The sequence below is a fragment of the Agrobacterium tumefaciens genome, assembly GCA_025559845.1.
GTDB lineage: Bacteria > Pseudomonadota > Alphaproteobacteria > Rhizobiales > Rhizobiaceae > Agrobacterium.
Genome location: CP048470.1, coordinates 990,938 through 1,008,751, shown reverse-complemented (window position 1 = coordinate 1,008,751; position 17,814 = coordinate 990,938). Strand labels below are relative to the sequence as shown.

At 56.0% G+C, this 17,814-nt stretch carries 13 protein-coding genes, 1 tRNA gene and 1 pseudogene; 12 read left to right on the top strand and 3 right to left on the bottom strand.

The genetic code is table 11. The annotated features are described in order from the left end of the window. Positions 1-22 precede the first annotated feature (22 nt). A complete protein-coding gene (locus FY156_20990) occupies positions 23-1,870 on the bottom strand; it encodes a M3 family oligoendopeptidase (GenBank protein UXS03994.1) in 1,848 nt (615 codons plus the stop codon). A gap of 170 nt (positions 1,871-2,040) precedes the next feature. On the opposite strand from FY156_20990, the gene FY156_20985 reads away from it, so the two are divergent. From FY156_20985 to FY156_20935, 11 genes and pseudogenes are all read left to right on the top strand, one after another. After that, positions 2,041-3,597, top strand: a complete 1,557-nt coding sequence (locus FY156_20985; GenBank protein UXS03993.1) for a sigma-54-dependent Fis family transcriptional regulator — start codon at positions 2,041-2,043, stop codon at positions 3,595-3,597. Between the two features lie 176 nt (positions 3,598-3,773). Continuing rightward, complete coding sequence (locus FY156_20980) at positions 3,774-5,669, top strand: DUF882 domain-containing protein (GenBank protein UXS03992.1); 1,896 nt, start codon at positions 3,774-3,776, stop codon at positions 5,667-5,669. 118 nt (positions 5,670-5,787) lie between these two features. Further along, positions 5,788-6,237: pseudogene (locus tag FY156_20975) on the top strand (glycerophosphodiester phosphodiesterase). After that, positions 6,237-7,769, top strand: coding sequence for a metallophosphoesterase (locus tag FY156_20970; GenBank protein UXS03991.1), 1,533 nt, complete (start codon positions 6,237-6,239; stop codon positions 7,767-7,769). Before FY156_20975 ends, FY156_20970 begins: the two are co-directional and overlap by 1 nt. A gap of 296 nt (positions 7,770-8,065) precedes the next feature. Further along, complete coding sequence (locus FY156_20965) at positions 8,066-9,712, top strand: bifunctional diguanylate cyclase/phosphodiesterase (GenBank protein ID UXS03990.1); 1,647 nt, start codon at positions 8,066-8,068, stop codon at positions 9,710-9,712. A 72-nt stretch (positions 9,713-9,784) separates the two neighbouring features. Continuing rightward, a complete protein-coding gene (locus FY156_20960; GenBank protein UXS03989.1) occupies positions 9,785-10,288 on the top strand; it encodes a hypothetical protein in 504 nt (167 codons plus the stop codon). Positions 10,289-10,344: 56 nt separating this feature from the next. Beyond that, positions 10,345-11,445: a methyltransferase domain-containing protein gene (locus tag FY156_20955; protein ID UXS05180.1), complete on the top strand. Its 1,101-nt coding sequence runs from the start codon at positions 10,345-10,347 to the stop codon at positions 11,443-11,445. Further along, a complete protein-coding gene (locus FY156_20950) occupies positions 11,442-13,799 on the top strand; it encodes a SpoIIE family protein phosphatase (GenBank protein UXS03988.1) in 2,358 nt (785 codons plus the stop codon). Before FY156_20955 ends, FY156_20950 begins: the two co-directional genes overlap by 4 nt. A gap of 3 nt (positions 13,800-13,802) precedes the next feature. Continuing rightward, positions 13,803-14,363, top strand: coding sequence for a hypothetical protein (locus FY156_20945; protein ID UXS03987.1), 561 nt, complete (start codon positions 13,803-13,805; stop codon positions 14,361-14,363). An 8-nt stretch (positions 14,364-14,371) separates the two neighbouring features. After that, positions 14,372-14,710, top strand: coding sequence for a hypothetical protein (locus FY156_20940; GenBank protein ID UXS03986.1), 339 nt, complete (start codon positions 14,372-14,374; stop codon positions 14,708-14,710). A gap of 251 nt (positions 14,711-14,961) precedes the next feature. Beyond that, positions 14,962-15,318 (top strand): hypothetical protein, encoded by a 357-nt coding sequence (locus tag FY156_20935; protein UXS03985.1) that lies wholly within the window; start codon positions 14,962-14,964, stop codon positions 15,316-15,318. 857 nt (positions 15,319-16,175) lie between these two features. Here FY156_20935 and FY156_20930 read toward each other — a convergent pair. Both FY156_20930 and FY156_20925 read right to left on the bottom strand, forming a co-directional pair. After that, a tRNA-Ala gene (locus tag FY156_20930) sits at positions 16,176-16,251 on the bottom strand. Positions 16,252-16,404: 153 nt separating this feature from the next. Next, positions 16,405-16,791 carry a TIGR02300 family protein gene (locus tag FY156_20925; protein ID UXS03984.1) on the bottom strand — a complete coding sequence of 129 codons (387 nt, stop codon included), beginning with the start codon at positions 16,789-16,791 and terminating at the stop codon, positions 16,405-16,407. Between the two features lie 227 nt (positions 16,792-17,018). On the opposite strand from FY156_20925, the gene FY156_20920 reads away from it, so the two are divergent. Then, positions 17,019-17,651, top strand: a complete 633-nt coding sequence (locus FY156_20920) for a (d)CMP kinase (protein UXS03983.1) — start codon at positions 17,019-17,021, stop codon at positions 17,649-17,651. The last annotated feature ends 163 nt before the right edge of the window (positions 17,652-17,814 follow it).

Genomic DNA, 17,814 nt, shown 5'->3' with positions numbered 1-17,814 from the left:
TTGCCGGTTCGCAATTTGGCGCTCAGTCCTGCTTGTCCAGAGCCTCGAGTTCGTCGATCAGACCTTCGATCATGGAAAGCCCCTTGTCCCAGAAGGACGGGTCGGTGGCGTCAAGGCCGAACGGCTTCAAAAGCTCGGAGTGATGTTTGGTGCCACCAGCCTTCAGCAGTTCGAAATACTTGGCCTGAAAACCGGTCTCGGCGTTCTGGTAAACCGCATAGAGCGAGTTCACGAGGCAGTCGCCAAAGGCATAGGCATAGACGTAGAAGGGCGAGTGAATAAAGTGGGGAATATAGGTCCACCAGCTTTCGTAACCTTCGGAAATGCGGATGGCGGGCCCCAGGCTTTCGGCCTGAACGGAGAGCCACAGCTCTCCGATCTGTTCTGACGTCAGTTCGCCCTGCTTGCGGGCAGTATGAACCTTGCGCTCGAATTCATAGAACGCGATCTGACGGACAACGGTATTGATCATGTCTTCGACCTTGCGGGCGAGCATGGCTTTGCGTTCTTTCCGGTCCTTCGTGTCATCAAGCAGTTTTCGGAAGGTGAGCATCTCGCCGAACACCGAGGCGGTCTCGGCAAGTGTCAGCGGCGTCGCGCACATCAACGCGCCCTGGCTGCCGGCAAGCACCTGATGAACCCCATGGCCAAGTTCATGGGCGAGCGTCATGACATCACGGGGTTTACCGAGATAATTGACGAGTACGTAGGGGTGCGCCGATGGCACTGTCGGATGCGCAAAAGCGCCGGGTGCCTTGCCTGGACGGGCCGGTGCATCGATCCATTGTTCGTCGAAGAAGCGACGGGCGATATCGGCCATTTCAGGTGCGAATGCGCCATAAGCGGAAAGAACCGTGTCTTTGGCTTCTTCCCATGGAATGACCGTGTTCGAGGTATCCGGAAGCGGCGCATTGCGATCCCAGAATTCCATCTGCTCCATACCCAGCCACTTCGCCTTCATCGCATAATAACGGTGGGAGAGGCGCGGATAGGCATTCTTCACTGCGGCGGCGAGGGCGTCGACGACCTCGCGCTCAACACGGTTTGCCAGGTGGCGGCTGTCGGCAATGTCTTCGAACTTGCGCCAGCGGTCGGAAATATCCTTATCCTTGGCAAGCGTGTTGGTGATGAGGGTGAAAACCCGCAGATTGTCCTTGAACGTCGCGGTCAAAGCTTCAGCCGCTTTTTTACGGATGTCCGTCTCCGGGTCCTGCAACATGTTGAGCGTTGCTTCCAGCGGCAGGCTCGCACCATCGATGTCGAAACGAAGATCTGCCATCGTTTCATCGAACAGACGATTGAAGGCGGCGGCGCTCGTCATCGATTTTTCGAGGAAGAGCTGCTCGAGTTGATCGTCGAGCTGGTGCGGCTTGTCTTTCCTGAGGTCGACGATCCACGGCCGGTAATGCCCCGCCAGCGGATCGTTTGTCATGCAGGTGTCCATCACCGTGTCGTCAATACGATTGAGTTCCAGTGCAAAAAACAGCAGGTGGGCGGAAATGTCGGTCAGCTTTGCCTGTGCGTCACCATAAAGCTTGCCGTTCGCAGGATTGGATGTGTCGGAAAAATATGTGAGGCCGGCGAACGAGCCGATGCGACCAAGCAGATCGTCCAGCGCTTCGTACTCTTTCAGGGCCGCGCCGATGCCGTCATTTCCCGATGTCTTGGCTGCAGCCTCGAGTTTGCCCTTCCATTTGCTTTCGAAAGTTTTTGCCAGAGCCTCGGCCTTCTCCAGATCCCCCTTGTACTCTGCCGACTCCGCAGACGGATAAAGGTCCGAGAGCTTCCAGCCGGGCAGGTCGCCAAGCGCCGGATTGGAGGTTTCCGCAATGGAAAAGAGCGGTTGGCGGATCGGATGGTCGAGGGTCATTGGCTTATGTCCTTCTTGTCATGCCTGCAAAGCATATGGGCCTCTTGTTTCCCGCAGCGATGACTAAAATGCAAGCAATTCTCAAAACTGGATGTTCAAGTCTCGTGTGCCAGTGTGCGGCACAAGGGACTGCATGAAGCAGGGCCATAAACCGGAAACCGGAGCCAAAAATGACCGCGCATGTTCTCGTTATAGACGATGATCCCGTTCAGCGCCGCCTGCTCAAGAATGCGGTGGAACGTTATGGACACGCTCCCATGCTGGCCGAAAACGGCAAGGTGGGGCTTGAACTTCTCAAGCAGCATAGCGGTGAGATCAACGTCGTTGTTCTCGACCTGATGATGCCGGAAATGGATGGCCTCGGCTTTCTCAAAGCAATCGGTGAGCTTGGCTCCGATGTCCCGGTTATAGTCCAGACGGGCCAGGGTGGTATCGACACGGTTGTTCAGGCCATGCGCGCCGGCGCCTTCGATTTCGTCGTCAAACCTGTTTCTCCGGAGAGAATAGGCGCGGCCATCGCCAACGCGCTGAAGCTCGACCAGCGCGAGGCGAAAGCCCGCAGCGGTCGTCGCAGCCGGAGCCATGCCGTGAATTTTACCGATATCGTCTCCGCCAGCCCGGAAATGCTGCGGGTGATCGAGTTGGCGCATCGTGCGTCCCAATCGAACATTCCGGTTGTTCTCGAAGGTGAATCCGGTGTTGGCAAGGAAATGGTGGCACGCGCCATCCAGTCGGCTGGCGACCGTGCCAACAAGCCGTTCATTACGGTCAATTGCGGAGCGATCCCGCACAATCTGGTCGAGAGCATTCTGTTCGGCCACGAAAAAGGTGCCTTCACCGGCGCGACCGAAAAGCATGTCGGCAAATTCATGGAAGCCGATGGCGGTACATTGTTTCTCGATGAGATTGGCGATCTGCCGCTTGAGGTTCAGGTCAAGCTTTTGCGCGCCGTTCAGCAAGGTGAAATCGAAACGGTCGGATCGGCACGGGTCCAGAAGGTGAATGTTCGGCTGATTTCGGCGACGAACAAGAACCTCATTGACGAGGTGAAAGAAGGCAGGTTCCGCGAGGACCTCTATTATCGCCTGAACGTCTTCCCCATCACCATTCCGGCGCTGCGCCGTCGCAAGGAAGATATTCCGCACCTGGCGCGTGTTTTTGCAGAGCGTTTCTCGATCGAACAGAAGCTGTCACGTCCGATTGGTCTCAGCGCCAGTGCCTTGGCACTGCTGACCGCCTACGATTGGCCCGGCAACATCCGCCAGCTCGAAAATGCGGTTTTCCGAGCTGTCGTCCTTTCTCAGGGCGACGAGCTGACGGATGCAGATTTCCCTCAGATCGCTTTCCAGGTCCCCGAGTTTGCGTCCCAGAGCGAGTTCGACGAGCCTTTGCGTCTCGTACCCAGTTCATCGTTGAGAGATGCACGTTCTGCCCAGACAACGGCCGTCGCTGAAAGTCACCACATGCCCCAGGACGACAATATCGATGAAGCAGAAGCATCAACCACGATCTATCGCGGTGGAACGCTCATCTCCAGTACCGATGATACGGGCAACGTCCGCAAGCTGGCGGAAATCGAGGAAGAGCTGATTCGTTTCGCGCTGCGCTTCTACCGAGGCCAGATGAGCCAGGTGGCAAGAAAATTGGGTATCGGCCGTTCGACTCTCTACCGAAAGTTGAAGGATTATGGCATTGACCCCGATGATCCGCTACGAGATGTCGCTTGATCCCGCAAAACTTGCGTTTGCGGGCTGAACGGCAGATTCGTTAACTTCTGGTCAAGGATATCCGCTTACCGTCTATAAACCACTTGTTAGTGAGCGATTCACTATATAGAGGAAGGTTGTCTATGTGTGGCAATTTTGCCATCGTGTCACCGTATTTGACGTTCATTTGAGGCAATGTGACAGAAATTGTCTTCCAGGCGGGGATCGAATTGCCATATCTGCATCGGAATATCGCGCTTTCAGGCAAGATCGCGCGCGGCTTGATCAAGGATATATGCACGAAGCTGTCGGCACGCGCTGTCACCTTTGCCTGCCTGATGCTCGCCGCAATGCCTGTCGTAGGAGTTTCGGCGACGGAAGCCGCCGCCGAGACGCGTAGCCTCAAACTCTACTACATCCATACACGCGAGAAGGCGGTCATCACCTTCAAGCGCAATGGCAAATATGATCAAAAGGGCTTGCAGGAACTCAACCGATTCCTGCGTGACTGGCGTCGCAATCAGCCAACGCGCATGGACCCTCGCCTTTTTGACCTTGTTTGGGAAGTCTATCGCCGTAGTGGCGCGACGGACTACATCCACGTCGTTTCCGCCTTCCGTTCTCCTGAAACCAACGGTCTGCTGCGTTCGCGCACCAAGGGTGTGGCAGAAAAAAGCCAGCACATGCTCGGTAAGGCCATGGACTTCTACATTCCGGGCGTGAAGCTTTCTCGCCTGCGTGAAGTCGGCATGCAGATGCAGATTGGTGGCGTCGGCTTTTATCCGACCTCCGGTTCTCCTTTCGTGCACATGGATGTCGGTGGGGTTCGCGCCTGGCCACGCATGAGCCGCCAGGAACTTGTTCGCATCTTCCCGAAAGGCAATACGCTGCACGTTCCCTCTGACGGCAAACCGTTGCCGGGCTACGAGCAGGCGCTTGCCGATTACAAGAAGCGCGTCAGCTCTTCTTCCGTTCAGGTCGCATCCAGTGCCGGTGCCGGACCGGCTGAATCCTCCGGTGGCGGCAAACGCAAGAACCTGCTTCAGACACTGTTTGGTGGCGGCGACGAGGATGAAGATCCCGATAGCATCGCAACGCCTGCTCCGGCAGAACGTCCGGCCGTTGCCCGGCCGGCCGCTCCGGAACCCGCAGCACCAGCAGTTGAGGCACCCGTTGCCGTGGCGTCTGCCGAGCAGCTTCCAGGTGTGAGTGCACCGCTGCCGACCGCACGTCCTGCCTTTGGCAACGAACCGACCAATAATGGTCTTGCAACAGCGCTCTATTCTCCGGCGCGTAATGCCGCGCAGGATGCTCTGCAGGCTGCGACCACGCCGACCCCGACCTCGGCTCCGGCCGATCGTCAGCAGTTTGCTGATCTTGCTGCGGTCTCTGTTCCCGTTCCGACCCTTCTTGGCCCACGTGCCATGAAGGGTGATGCGGAAGGTGTGATGACGGCGTCCGCCGATGGCGCGACGCCGGCGACGACCGGCGAGCTTGCGGCTGTGCCAGTTCCGGCCAATCGCCCTGCCGTCGCAGAAGCACTGCTTGCTGCCGCGAACGCCGATCCGGAAGGTCAGGACGATCTCGCTGAAACGACAGAGGATACGCTGTCGCCGACGGTTGTTGCCGCTCTCGAGCAGAGCAGCCAGGCTGCCCGCACACAGATCCAGTCTGCATCGGTTCCGACCGCTGCGGCATTCCCGACCGCAAACAGCCACAAGCCTTCTGCTGCTCCAGCGCATGTAGCCAAGGCTGAACCTGCCAAGGGCTTTGGCGATGCTTTCGATCCGAAGCCAGCCAATGCGGGTGGTCTGAGTGCAGGTCTGCCTGCCAAGGGTGGTCGTCCCAACAAGGAAGATGCTGCGGTTTCCCAGCAGGCCATGGTTGGTGGCGGTCGCCTGACACAGGACCTGATTTCCGACTGGGCGCTTAACCAGAGCAAGGGCGCAACAGCACGTTCCGTCAAGGCACCGCGTGTCGTCGCCAACCGTATGCTGAGCCACGATACGGCTTCTGCGACCGCGGCGAGCTTCAAGCCCGGTGCCGTTGTCATCGACTCCAGTCGCTTCAGCACACCGGTGAAGATGCACTGATCGACTGGCAGGTCTGAAACTTTTTTGCCAGCGTCTCGTGTAAGCGGGGCGCTGGCAAATTTGTTTCCGGGGTTATCTCAGTCAATTCGTGAGTGTGTAGCGTTCGGTCAGCCGATGGCTCGATGCTTATCTCGACCATCTGCGCGGTCGCTGCGGTGTCTACATTGAACTGAAATATTGCGACCCGGCCAAAGTGGTTGCGCTTGTGCGTAGCCTCGGTATGGTCCGCGACACGTTTTATTTCTCGTTTTCCGAAGATATGCGCCGTGACTTGCAACTCATCGCCCCGGAATTTCGCAAGATGATGACGCTCAACATCGCCAAGTCACCGTCGCTTGTTGGTGCCGTTCACCATGCTTCGCTCATCGAGATCACACCGGAGCAGATGCGCCGCCCCGGTCTGTTGGATGCATGCCGCAAGGCCGGGCTGGAGGTGATGGTTTATTATGGCGGCGACGACATGGCAGTTCACCGCGAGATCGCGCATGCCGGTGTCGACTACATCAATCTCGATCGCCCCGACCTGTTCAATGTAGCCCGTAACGCCTTGCGCGGGGTTGCTGCCTAATGCAAATCGCCGTAGTCGCCGATATCCACCTGCACGATCTTTATGGCGGCTACGGCTTTGTGGAGAAGGGCAGTGGTGAACTTGCCCTTCGCACGCTTGTGGACACTATGGCTTCCACGCGTGTCTTCAACGAAAGCCATGCTGCGTTTCTGGCGGTGCTGGACGATATCGTCCAGCGCGGCATTCGCGATGTTGTGTTGTTGGGAGATTATTCCGACGACGGGCAGCCCGGTGCGGTGGACGCGGTCAAAGCCGTCCTGTCATCCTATGAGAACATGTATGGCCTCCGGTTTTTCACGACGTTCGGCAATCACGATAGTTTCGGACCGCAGCCGCTTCATCAGGGCAAGCATCTGACGGAAGCAGATGGGCTGAACCCGGTTTGGGTTTCAAGCGATGGTGGTGTGTCGCAGCACACTGTTGTTTGCAGGGATATGCAGGGAATGTCGACGCTCGAGGCGATGAATGCCATGGCGCCCTACGGTGTCGACCGTCCAGAGAATGTGCTGCATTGGGAAACGCCGTTTGGTGACCGCCCCAGGCTGGATGCGCGTCGAAGGAGAGGCGATGCCATGGCGGGACTCGATGCATCCTATCTGGTCGAGCCACAGGACGGACTGTGGTTGCTGCTGCTCGATGCCAATCACTTCGAACCTGCGGACGATCGCTGGCAATTGAAAGCGGATGCAGCCTGGGATCACATAATCGCAAACAGAGATTATCTGATTGACTGGATAGAGGATGTTGCCCGGCGGGCTACCGCAAGCAGGAAGACGTTGCTTGCCTTTTCCCATTACCCTGCATTGCCTTTGGCATTTACCAGAGCGGACGGAGAGATCAGTGCCGCCTGTACGCCCGACTGGCAAAAGCGCATGCCGTCTCCGGAAAGTAGCCGTTGCCTGGCGGCAGCCGGCCTGAAATGGCATTTCAGTGGGCACATGCATATTGCCGGGAAAGTTGAACATTCCGGTCTCGTCAATGTCGCGGTTCCGTCGCCGGTTGCCTATCCTGGCGGATACGTCGTGGTGTCGGCAGACAGCGATGAGATTGTTATCGAGACTGTACGGTTAGGCATCGTTCAGGGTTTCGATGTCGCCTTTCATGCCTATCACGCGCAGAGCCTGGAATGCGAAGGCAATCGATTTTTGCCATCCCTGGCTGCAAAAACATATCCCGAATTCCTGCTGGCACATCTGCAAAACCTGATCGTCGCAAAACACCTGCCGAACGACTGGCCTACGGAATTCTTGGCAAATCTCGGCGAGCCGATTGAAAAAGTTCTCGGCGGTGCTGCCTTGGCAATTGGCGTATTGGAGAAATGGCCGCAAGTTGCGTCACTGCCATTGCGGACGATGGTCGAGGACTATTACCTGTTTCGCGCGGCTGGGCAGCTTGCCGCAGATGACATGCCTTCTGACCGTATCGGTTTCTATGACGATCTGCGGGACGCGATCGGGGCGCCTACGATAGCTGCCACTGGCGTTGTCTTTGATAGCGGTTTTCTCCGCCTATTTTTTGCCTGTTGGCAATGACCAGAGAACAACGATAGGTTTCAGGTTTGCAACTCTATTCGTTGTTTTGCGTTCACTCTAGCAAGCGCTGAATAGGCGCATGTCATCATGCTCTCCGGCTGATTGCCGGACGGTTGATGTGGGAGCGGCAGAAACATTCGGAAATGCCAATTATCCATGAAAATCAACGATGATTTCTCAACGGAGGCATTTGTGAATTTTCGTTTTCACATTCTTAAAAAGCCGGTACTAATATTTGCTACGCGATTGCCTTGAGATTCTGATTCAAGCTTGGAGCCGACCAGAGGGCCTGAAGCATGAGAAGTCCCCAATCTACGTTGCACAGTTCAAAGCGTGCCCCGCCAGCGCCTGAGGTTTCGACAGACAAGCTCTTCCTCTTCGACCGATATTTCAATCTGATCGAGCCCCGTTCCGTCGCGGGCGCGCATGTTTTGAATGAGGGTATCTCTCTCGGGCAATTGCACCCTTATCTGGATCTTTCGATCGTCATGAACCACGCCTGGTCTGGCGACCCGGACCCTTTGCGGCTCACCCATGACCTCGGCAATGGCCATTTTACGGTTCTGACATTTTATTCGATCGGCGACATGCTGGGGATGGTGCAATCCTACCGGAGCCCTGACGATCACGAACGTGCAACGCTGCTGCATCAGGCGACCCACGACCCCCTGACCGGTCTGCCCAACCGTCGTCAGTTCAGCAGCGATCTCTCGGATGCCTTATGGGATATCGAGGCGGGTGATGATGTCATTTCTTTGATGCAACTGGACCTTGATGATTTCAAACCTGTCAATGACACGCTTGGCCACCCGGCAGGAGACAAGCTTCTTCAACTCGCCGCCAGCCGTATAAAAAGCTGCATCACCGGTGAGGACCAGGCCTATCGCCTCGCCGGCGATGAGTTCGCTGTCATTTCACGCGGAGAAGGTCATCCTGCACGCAGCAGGGAGCTTGGAGACCGACTGGTCCACGCCTTCAAGGAACCGTTCACGCTGGACGGAATTGCCGTTTTCGTGGGTATCAGTGTGGGGATTTCGATTGCGCCGCGTGACGGGGCCGATCCGGAAAAGCTGATGAAGGCGTCTGACATCGCGCTTTATGCTGCGAAGACCGAGGGCAGGGGGCGCGCCAGTACCTTCGATGCGAAGATGCTCTACATCATCGAGCAGCGCGAGCTTTTAAGACGCAGCTTGAGGATGGCGTTGGAAACCCGGCAATTCCTGATCGAGTATCAGCCAATTGTCGAACCCAGCGGTGTTGTCGGCTTCGAAGCGCTTTTAAGGTGGGAGCATCCGCTGCTCGGCACCATTCCACCATCAGTCTTCATTCCCATGGCAGAGGCCGACGGCCTGATGCCCGAGATCGGCTTGTGGGTTCTGGAGCATGCCTGCCGGGAAGCCTTGAACTGGCCGTCGGATTTCATCGTTGCGGTCAACGTGTCTCCTGCCGAGTTCCTGTCCAATGGTCTCACGGACCGGATATCGCAGACGCTTGACGAAGTAGGCCTCCCAGCAGACCGCCTTGAACTGGAGATAACCGAGAGCGTTCTTCTCGAGCGGACCGTGAACAACCTGGACACGCTCAACACGCTGAGCGTTCTGGGGATTCGCATCGCGCTCGACGACTTCGGAACGCAGTATTCCTCCTTGAGTTATCTGAAGAATTTCCCATTCGACACGTTGAAGATCGACAAATATTTCATCCTCGATCTTGAAGCCAATCCGAAAAGCCGGGCGATCATCCGGTCCGTTATCACACTCGCGCATGATCTCGGCATGCAGATAACGGCAGAAGGTGTCGAAACGGATGCCCAGGCGAAATGGCTTCGAAACCTTGGGTGTGACCGGCTCCAGGGATATCTTATCAGTGAGCCATTGACAGGGGATGCCATCAAGACCTTCCTGAAAGTTCCAAAAACGCAACAGGGACTTCTCTTTTTGTGATGATGAGGTGAATATGCGCGTCACGCGAAAGCGGTCGACGGGCTGAGTGGTCTTTTATGGTCGGAGTCATATATGGATGTTGCGGCGGTCAGTCCTCAGGACAATGCATTCGAACCTATGGCGGCGCTGGAGATCAATGCCACCCTGCTGAAATCCGAATGGTCGCTGTGCGACAGGGTGGCTGAGTATCTGTCGAGTATTGCTGGTCAATCGCATTCTGATGCGGCGCGGTACGCAAACTTTGTATCCGTGACGGTGAACGAACTCATAGAGCTTGCCTATCGCACCTCTCCCGATTCAGGGGCGGTTAAGTTTGAGGTCCATCAGAATGATGAGCATGTCCGTGTCGACATGAGCTTTTCCTGTGTCGACGCGCTCCGCGAAGCGATGATCCACACGATTCGCAGAGGCGTGAGGCAAAAAGAGCCGCACCTTCCTGTGGGCCATGTCATGGACGATGTTTCCCGAGTCGTGGAACTTGCTGAAATATGCCGTGTGGGCTTGAGTGCACGAACGGAATTGTCTGATCGCATCGTTATCTCGGCAGCATTTCGCCGGACCGAGGAGCTGCAGTGAGCCAGTTGACCGCGCAATTCGACCCGACAAACCAGGAAATCGCCCTGGTTGGCAGAATGAGGCCGCGCCTCTCATCGGATTTGGGAAAAGTCCTGACCGTCGTGAAAGACAGCCTCATCGGCTGCAACGGTGTGGTCTATCTGAACGTCAAGCGATTAACCCATATCAACCGTACGGCATTCGATGCGTTGAGCGATGTGCTCCTTTCCGGCTGCCGTGAGCGGCCCGACCTCAAGGTTGTCATCGTGACATCGAGCGTCATTGCCTGGTCGGTCAAGCTGTTCGAAACCCTGACGACGCGAGCGCCGAACCTCGACGTGCAGGTCTATGATTCCGCGTTCTACCCCGGACAAACCTTCGTGGAAGATGAAAGCTTCATTCCGATCCTGCGAACGCAGACGAAGATGACCTGGCGGCATGAGCAGGAAATTCTGCGTCGCCATGGGTTGAAGAGTGGCGTCGCGGTTGCCGATATTTGCTGCGGGATCGGGGATTTTGCCACCCTGATCCAGAAGGAGTTCAGTCCGACACGATTGGTAGCCCTGGATCATTCGAAGCGCAGCCTTGAATATGCGCGGCGCGTGGCCGACGATTTCGGGCTGAAATCCATCGAATATACCTATGGCGACGCCTCGCAGATGCTGCTTGAGGACAATCACTTCGATTTCGTCACCTGCCGGCACTCACTGCAGATTTTCGACAGGCCTGATGTGTTGCTGTCCGAACTCAAACGTATCTGCAAACCGGGAGGCAGGGTCTACATCACCAACGAGAAGAACTCCCATTGCCTTGGTGAGCCGCACTCGGAAACGATCAAATGGACCTATAATGAGGTGGCCAAACTCTTCGATCATTTTGACATGGATGTTGAACTGGGTCCGAAAAGTCGCCGTCTGATTACCGACGCGGGCTTTGAAGACATCAAGGTCGAGTGTTTCATGGTCACCAATCTGGATGGCGACCCGCGCGACTTTGCCGATGTGATAGAGGCGTGGGAAAATGTCTATGCGGGCGTGATGGCTGTGCGCAGGGGTGACACGCCAGAGTTTATCCGCAAATTTCGCCAAGGCTTCAAGGATCATGTGCTGGCGGCCTTGCATCCCAAGGGTTATGCGGGTTGGCCGATCTGGGCCGCATCGGGACGGAAGCCATATTGATGGAGAAAACCGTCTCAAATCGACCCATGGGTTGGCGCTCCTTTCGAGCCAAGTTTATTTTACTCGTCGGCGGAGCCGTGCTGTTTGATCTTCTTGTCAGCGGCGGCCTGGCGCTCTGGAACGTACAGCGGTTGTCACGTGATGCTGCCACCGAGGTCGGTCACGGTCTGGAGACTGCCAGCCAGGACTATATTCAGACCTACGCGAATTCCACGGCAGCGCAGGTTTCCCTGCTTCTCGGGCAGGTCCATAGCGATGTGGGCACGCTGGCGGGCGTCCTGCAATCGGAGATCGATGACCCTGTTCGCGGCGCGGATATTGGCGCATCCGTCGCGCGGCATTCGCCGAACAGCGTGAGTCTCGCTTACGATCCGACCGGCCGCTGGGCGCAAAATGCGCCCGGCAGTGCATCTGTTGTCAGCGCCTGGGGTTACCTGCTCGGGCCGGACAAACTGCCAAGACCCGATGTTCAGACCGATATCGAAGCCAGCGCCATTCTGGATGTCGTGGCGCCTAGCTTGCTCAAGAGCGGTTCTGCCAAGCTGCAGATGTATTATATCGGTCCCAAAGAGCGGCCGATTTTCAGAACGGCACCTTATACCGATCAGGCGCAGACATTCGACCGGCTTTATCCGGGCCACAACGACGCAAATTTCTGGGACTTCTTTTTTCCCGGCGTTTATGAATCCTGGCAAAGCTGGGCCGAAGACCCGACACGGCGCCCGGTCGCGGAAGATGTCACCCAGACTGCGCCCTACACCGATGCCATTACCGGCAAGCTGATCGTCAGCTTCTTTCATCCGCTCTGGACTGCGGACCGCAAGGGCGTGGCCGGAACAGTCGGCGCCGATATCACGCTCGACCAACTGGCCGAAATCGTTGAAAACGTAAAGGTTGCCCAGTCCGGCTTCGGTTTTCTCGCCATGTCCGATGGTAATGTCATAGCCATCAACAAGGCGGGTGAGAGCACAATCGGGCTGAATTCAGCAAGTGGGGGCACAGGTAGCGGTGTCACGGGTGTTGAGCGGTCGCTGAAGGCAAGCCGCCAGCCGGAAATCGCCAAGCTTGCCGACGGGCAGGAAGGCATCAAGCACATCATGCTCGACATGGAAGGCAGCAAGGTGCCGTTCCTGGTCATCATGAAGAAGCTGCCGCCAAGCAATCTCTGGTCGATGGGGCCAGTGCGGGCAGATACCATGTCGCTCGGGATCGTCGTGCCGGAGCAGGAAATTTATGCGTCGCTTTTTGCGGCGCAGGGCAAAATCAGCGAGGCGACCAACCGCATCGTTGCCTACCAGATCCTTGCCATTCTCGCTTCATTGCTGATCGTGGCTGTGGCCGTGTTCGCCGCGTCCAAGCGCATTACGCGCGGGATTAGTGCACTTGCTAACGCCGCGCAGCGTATTCAGGACAAGGATTATTCTGTTCGTGTTGCGGTCACCAGCCGGGATGAAGTTGGTGAAGCGGGTGAAGCCTTCAACAAGATGGCCGAGGACATCAGTTATCATACCGAGAACCTCGAGAAACTGGTCAAGGAGCGTACTGCCGAGATCGAAGAGGCCAAGGAGGAGATTTCCGCGCTTAATGCCCAGCTTGAGCAAGAGAATCGGCGGCTGGGAACTGAACTGGCGGTTGCTGAGCGGATACAGATGATGGTTCTTCCGCTGGCTTCAGAACTGCAGTCTGCGCAGAGGCTGGAAGTGGCAGCCTATATGAGAGCTGCAGAAGAGGTCGGTGGCGATTACTACGATGTTCTGGAGAGTGGCAACCGGCTGAAAATCGGCATTGGTGACGTGACCGGGCATGGCCTTGAGAGTGGTGTGCTGATGTTGATGGTGCAGTCTGTCGCCCGCGCGCTGCAGGAAGCTGGAAACACAGACCCGCTGAAGTTTTTGACCGATCTGAATAGTGCCCTGTTCAAGAACATCGAGCGCACCAAGATCGACAAGCATATGACCCTGGCGTTCCTCGACTATGATGGGAAAGAGATGATCCTGTCCGGTCAGCATGAAGAGGTCATCGTGCTGCGATCAAACGGGAAGCTGGAGCGGATCGATACCATCGATCTCGGGCTGCCGATCGGCCTTGAGCCGGACATCGCCCCCTTCGTGCATTCCCGCAGAATTCCCTTTGAGAAAGGGGACTATATTCTCCTGCACACTGATGGTGTGACGGAAGCGGAAAACAGTGCCGGAGAGCTCTTTGGCATTGATCGACTGTGTGCTGAGGCGGCGCGTCTAAAGGGCAAGAATGCCGATGGTGTTGTTGCGGGCATAGTAGACGCCCTGATGGCATATGTCGGTACGCAGAAAATTCACGACGACATTACCCTTCTTGTATTGCGGCATAGGTGAGTTATGGCCAGAGCTGTTTATGGTGCTGAAGACCTGGTGGACGCCAATCTCGAGCGTGGTGCTCAATTGGTCCTGAGCGACGGCCCCCTCCAGATCGGTTGGCGGCATTCCGGTCTCACATCGGATTTCATCGCGGAAGTCATGTCGATGCCTTACGCAGTCAAAAAAAGCGACTATGCCGTCGTGCATCACAGCATCGCTTATCTCACCAACGAGCTTATTGAAAACGCTGTGAAATTCCGCCTTCCATCTGAGATCGTTATCGAGGCTTGCCTGGCCGCAACCACTGTGGTCGTGCGTGTCAAGAACGCCGTCGATGCCGAGACGTCAGCGGCATTCCAGCGGAAGCTCCGCACCATACTCGACCGCGATCCAGGCGAGCTGCTGATACAGCAGATCGAGGAAAATGCCATTTCCGACGGCAACGGGTCCGGTCTTGGGCTGTTGACGCTTCTCAGTGACTATGGTGCACGCATGGCGTGGGAATTTAATGATATCGATGACAGCAGTGTCATCCTGACGACCACCGCGGCAATTTCAATTCCGATGGCCTCCAACACGTGAGTTTAAAAATGGAAATCAGCGACGAGAACTTCAGGGTCTGGGCGGAAGAAGGCGAGGTTTTCTTCGACGGCGTTTTGAGACTGGCCGGACCAGACGCATATGCTCCGATCTATTCATTGGCTTCCGGCATTCTGGCTGGCCAACATAATCGTGTGATCTTCGACATCACCGGCCTCGAGTTCCTCAACTCTTCCGGCATCAACCTGCTTGCGAAGCTGACGATCGAGGCTCGCAAGCGACCCGAAGTGCAGTTGGTGATCAAGGGGACGAGCCAGTATCCTTGGCAGACGAAGTCACTTCCGAACCTGAAGAAGCTCTATCCCCAGCTCGACCTGCAACTCGTGTAGGCAAAGCGCCGGGATGATGAGTCTCGGCCATTTGAAATAAGCAGGTGCCCGTTCATGGCAGCGCGCGCTCCCGCTCCTGCTGGGGATCGTTTGGCCATGCACCATTGCGGCTAGGGCATGCGCGGGCGCGTTATGAATTGTCGACTGCTTTCGTCGAAAGCATCCAGATTTCGTGCCGCACAGCCCATTGTGCGCTGGCGTGTGGAACGTTATCTCTTCCGCCCACGCCTAAGGGCACCAAGGAAAATTTCGTGCGTCGCATTTCATTGCTGGTGATAACCTCTTTGGCGCTCAACGGATGCGCGCTGACGCGTGTTTCCGATGAGGGCCATGCCAGAGACATAAGCGAACTGAATGTTATCGGTTCAGGCCTGACAGAAGCCCGATCAGTCGCCGAACAAAAAGGCTTCGAATGCAACGAGCACATCCGGCAGAACGTTTCGGTGCTATCCAACAACGTCGTCCGCAAGACCAATGTGCTCGAGTGTACCAAAACATCGATGGAAGTTTTCTGCCCGCAGCGTCGCTATGTTGTTTTCAACGCAGATTCCAAAACCGACAAGGTCTACACGGTTGGCAAGCGCATTGATCAAAGATCGTGTTTCTAACGGGGCGCAGTCCGTGAAAAAAGGCACGCTTTTAGCTGGGTGGTAGCAGTTGAGATGAATTTTAAATTGAAGGAGCGTTCTTCGCCATTTCGTCCCGTGTGCTGGTGGCTGATCTCTTTCAACTCATAAACGAACGGGTGTCACTACCGCGTCGTTTGAAGGTTTCGAGCTTTTTGAGCCGCAGGCGTTTTTTGGGAGCGAGGTGTCCGGAACGGAATTTTAGACTGAGGCGAATTAGGACGCACCGCGTACATGCCGAGGTTGCCTTGCGTCGGGCTCAGTTGAACGCAGAATCCCCGTTCCGGCTTTTTTCCAGTCAGTCCAACCGGCAAAAGAAATCTCTTTCTTGTTGCCGCCGAAATAGAAGCCCGGGCGAGGCTTCTAACGCTTTTTTGAGTCAGTGTAGGACCAGAAGTTTTCGCAGAAACTGGCAAAAATGGAAAAGCAGTTATAGCGGAAGCCTGGTTCCGTTACCGTGTTGGAAAGGCGGCTTATGGCTATTTGGGCTTCTTCTGCTTGATGGCCTCTACAACCTTTGCGCCTAGAGTAGGAGCGGCTGCGACCGGTGCAACCTTATCCTTCTTAGGTTTGCGGATTTCTTTGTTGCTTCTAACTTGTCCCTTGGCCATTCGAATCTCCTCTTTGAAGGAAGAGATAACCGCTCTTTACGGTGGAATAGCAAGGGAAATCGATTTCTGACTTTCACCAGCCCCGCCCGCAACAGGTTAGGAGGCGTCCCGATCTGGGCCACTACTGCAAATCCAGCTGAGATTGATGGTGCTTTTATGAGTACTCAAAATTCCTTGGTTGCCCATAAGGCTCTGTTTCCAAAGAATTATCAATCGTCATGAAGGTATTGGTGGAGCTAAGCGGGATCGAACCGCTGACCTCTTGCATGCCATGCAAGCGCTCTCCCAGCTGAGCTATAGCCCCATAAGGGTTCCGGCATTTTCATCCGGTTCCGGGAACCGAAGCGGTTGTTGTTCCGTTCGGTGGCGGCTTAGTACTTCGGCTTTCCGAAGAGCGCAAGCCAAAAAAACAGCCCGACGTCATTTTTTTGTCGTCGGGCTGTTTTTATTAACAAAATCAAGCTTCTTCGTCGTCACCCGTTACGCCGATGATGCCGGACATGTCGTCATCGTCATCGTCTTCGTCGGTTTCGAGGAAGGTGTCGTCGTCGTCGTCCATTTCGACGTCGTCGTCATCGCCCATATCCGGGATCTCGTCGCCGCTGTTGTCGCCATCAGCGTCTTCGAGCGATACGAGTTCGACTTCCGTGTTTTCGGTGTCGACTTCTGCAACGTCCTCTTCTTCAGCCTGCTCGAGCTTTGCCTGTGCGGTGCTTTCCTCGAAGAAGGAGAGCGGCCAGGACTTGCCGGTGTAGGGAGAAACGACCGGGTTACGGTTCAGGTCGTAGAACTTCTTGCCGGTATCTGGGTCTGTACGCTTGGTACCAAGTTCCGCTTTTGCCACTGTCTAAGCCTCAAATTGTCGGATGAGTTTCGGTGTGTACGCCGTAAAACCGGCATAGACGGTAAAATTTATAGCCGGTCCCCTTAATCGTTGCGGTCTTTCGTGTCAAAGACAAACTTCCGATGCTTTCATCTTGCCGCATCCTTTGCCGCCAAGGCAATCGTGGATGTGACATGAAGGCATCTCGATACATTCTTTATATATCCATGATTGGGCAAGGCAGTTTCATGACTTTTACGATCGCCATTGACGGCCCTGCAGCAGCAGGCAAGGGAACGCTCTCGCGCCGGATTGCCGAGACCTATGGTTTCCACCATCTCGACACCGGTCTGACCTACCGTGCCACAGCGAAAGCCTTGATCGATGCGGGTTTGCCGCTGGATAACGAGGCTGTGGCGGAAAAGATCGCTTTGGAACTGGATCTCGGCGGTCTCGATCGGTCGGTGCTGTCGCGGCATGATATTGGTGAGGCGGCTTCCAAGGTGGCCGTCATGACGGCGGTGAGGCGTGCGCTGGTCAAAGCGCAGCAGCGTTTTGCGCAGACCGAGCCTGGCACGGTGCTCGATGGCCGTGATATCGGCACGGTTGTTTGTCCCGACGCTCCCGTCAAACTCTACGTGACCGCCTCTGCCGAAGTGCGCGCGAAGCGACGTTACGACGAGATTATCGCCAATGGCGGCGCGGCTGATTACGACGGGGTTTTCGCCGACGTCAAAAAGCGCGATGAACGCGATATGGGGCGGGCCGACAGCCCAATGAAACCGGCTGAAGACGCGCACTTGCTAGATACGTCGGAAATGAGTATAGAAGCGGCGTTTCAAGCTGCGAAATCGATCATCGATGTAGCTTTGAAGAAATAGATTCCTCGCGAACCGCATCGTTCGTTTCGCGTTCATACCGGAATTGCCCGAAGACATGTCCTCGCGCCGGAAAGCCTTTTGATAAGGCGGGCATGGGTTCGGGTATTATCAACACTAGCCCACCGGCGCTTCTGTATCCGTTAAATCGGATGCACTCAGGAGA

What these genes read in the sequence shown, in the direction of transcription:
- FY156_20990 (UXS03994.1), bottom strand. Translation starts at nt 1,870, where the DNA reads ATGACCCTCGACCATCCGATCCGCCAACCGCTCTTTTCCATTGCGGAA.
- FY156_20985 (UXS03993.1), top strand. Translation starts at nt 2,041, where the DNA reads ATGACCGCGCATGTTCTCGTTATAGACGATGATCCCGTTCAGCGCCGC.
- FY156_20970 (UXS03991.1), top strand. Translation starts at nt 6,237, where the DNA reads ATGCAAATCGCCGTAGTCGCCGATATCCACCTGCACGATCTTTATGGC.
- FY156_20965 (UXS03990.1), top strand. Translation starts at nt 8,066, where the DNA reads ATGAGAAGTCCCCAATCTACGTTGCACAGTTCAAAGCGTGCCCCGCCA.
- FY156_20960 (UXS03989.1), top strand. Translation starts at nt 9,785, where the DNA reads ATGGATGTTGCGGCGGTCAGTCCTCAGGACAATGCATTCGAACCTATG.
- FY156_20955 (UXS05180.1), top strand. Translation starts at nt 10,345, where the DNA reads ATGAGGCCGCGCCTCTCATCGGATTTGGGAAAAGTCCTGACCGTCGTG.
- FY156_20945 (UXS03987.1), top strand. Translation starts at nt 13,803, where the DNA reads ATGGCCAGAGCTGTTTATGGTGCTGAAGACCTGGTGGACGCCAATCTC.
- FY156_20940 (UXS03986.1), top strand. Translation starts at nt 14,372, where the DNA reads ATGGAAATCAGCGACGAGAACTTCAGGGTCTGGGCGGAAGAAGGCGAG.
- FY156_20920 (UXS03983.1), top strand. Translation starts at nt 17,019, where the DNA reads ATGACTTTTACGATCGCCATTGACGGCCCTGCAGCAGCAGGCAAGGGA.